General features: G+C 66.3%; 2 protein-coding genes. One reads left to right on the forward strand and one right to left on the reverse strand.

Annotated features, from left to right (window positions below; all coding sequences use genetic code 11):
* The coding region (gene glnA / locus PLL68_RS14440; RefSeq protein ID WP_324535272.1) for a type I glutamate--ammonia ligase at positions 1–1,385 on the reverse strand (1,385 nt) is incomplete at its 3' end.
* A 209-nt stretch (positions 1,386–1,594) separates the two neighbouring features.
* Between glnA and PLL68_RS14445 the strand changes: the two genes are divergently transcribed.
* Positions 1,595–1,947, forward strand: a 353-nt coding sequence (locus PLL68_RS14445; RefSeq protein WP_324535274.1) for an RDD family protein, incomplete at its 3' end; no start/stop codon positions are given.

A 1,947-nucleotide genomic window follows, 5' to 3' on the forward strand; every position in this document is an offset into this window, starting at 1 on the left:
CGGAAGCGGATCGGGTCCACCTCGTTCTTGCGCTTCCACTCGATCCAGGTCGCGATGAGGTCCTCGGTGAAGACGTCACCCTCGAGCAGGAACTCGTGGTCGGCCTGGAGGGCGTCCAGCACCTCGGGCAGTGAGCCGGGAACCTGGGCGATGGCCTCGTGCTCCTCCGGCGGCAGCTCGTAGAGGTCCTTGTCCACCGGCTCCGGGGGCTCGATGCGGTTCTTGATGCCGTCCAGGCCAGCCATGAGCTGCGCCGCGAAGCACAGGTAGGGGTTGGAGGACGGGTCGGGGATGCGGAACTCGATGCGCTTGGCCTTCGGGCTGTCGCCGGCGATCGGGATGCGCACGCAGGCGGAGCGGTTGCGGGCGGAGTACACGAGGTTGACCGGGGCCTCGTAGCCGGGAACCAGGCGGTGGTAGGAGTTCACCGTCGGGTTGGTGAAGGCCAGCAGCGCCGGGGCGTGCTTGAGCAGGCCGCCGATGTACCAGCGGGCGAGGTCCGAGAGGCCGCCGTAGCCGCGCTCGTCGTAGAAGAGCGGCTCGCCGTCCTTCCACAGGGACTGGTGGGTGTGCATGCCCGAGCCGTTGTCGCCGAAGATGGGCTTCGGCATGAAGGTGGCGGTCTTGCCCTCTTCCCAGACGGTGTTCTTGACGACGTACTTGAACTTCATCATGTCGTCGCCGGACTGCAGCAGCGTGCTGAACCGGTAGTTGATCTCCTGCTGGCCGGCGGTGCCCACCTCGTGGTGGCTGCGCTCGACCTCGAGGCCGACCTCCTCCATCTTCAGGCAGATCTTGTCGCGGGTGTCAGCGAAGTGGTCGACCGGCGGGACGGGGAAGTAGCCGCCCTTGTAGCGGGTCTTGTAGCCGCGGTTGCCGCCCTCCTCGACGCGCCCGGTGTTCCAGGCCGCCTCGACGGAGTCGATGTAGTAGTAGCTGGCGTTGGCCTTGGTCTCGAAGCGCACGTCGTCGAAGACGTAGAACTCGGCCTCGGCACCGAAGAACGCGGTGTCGGCGATCCCGGTGGACTTCAGGTAGGCCTCGGCCTTCGCGGCGATGTTGCGCGGGTCGCGGCTGTAGGGCTCGCCCGTGAAGGGGTCGACGATCGAGAAGTTCATGATGAGCGTCTTCTCGACCCGGAAGGGGTCGAGGTAGGCGCTCTTGGGGTCCGGCACGAGCTTCATGTCGGACTCGTGGATGGCCTGGAAGCCACGGATCGAGGACCCGTCGAACATCTGGCCGTTGGTGAAGAAGTCGATGTCAACCGTCTTGGCCGGCACGTTGAAGTGCTGCATGACCCCCGGCAGGTCACAGAACCGGACGTCGACGAACTTGACGTCCTCGGCCTTGATGAAGTCGAGGACTTCCTCGGCGGAGCTGAACACGATGAACCTCCTGGTTCGGGGCAAGGGGGGCTTGGAGCGCCAGCCCTGGGGCGTTGTGACGACCTTAGGGAGCGGCGGTTTCCCGTCCGTGACCCTCATGTTTCGCCGGTGTAACGCGGCCCAACGTATCAAGAGGTGAGATGTGCCGCCCGACTGGCGGACGGCATCCGAGACGGAGGCCCGTCGGCCGTCCACCTAGGATGGATGCCGTGACGTCGCCACCTCAAGCCTTGTCCCCCCAGGGTGCGTCGCTGGGGCGGCGGTTCGCGGCCTGGGCCATCGACTGGGTGATGTGCCTGTTCATCGTCTTCGGGCTCTTTCCCTACGACATCGTCCTCGAGCCCGGGGCTGAGCCGCCCCTGCTGCTCGGGGTGCCGCAGAGTTCGTGGGCGCTGATGGGGGTCTTCGCGGCCCTGAACATCGTCCTGGTCAGCCTCACCGGATCAACCGTCGGCCACCGACTGCTCGGTTTGCAGGTGTGGCAGGTCCGCCCGGGCTCCTTCCCCCTCCAGGTCGTCGTGCGCACGGCCCTGCTGTGCCTCTTCGTGCCCGCGATCATCAC

Origin of the sequence: Ornithinibacter sp. (assembly GCF_035443565.1) — a bacterium.
Classification (GTDB): domain Bacteria; phylum Actinomycetota; class Actinomycetes; order Actinomycetales; family Dermatophilaceae; genus Fodinibacter.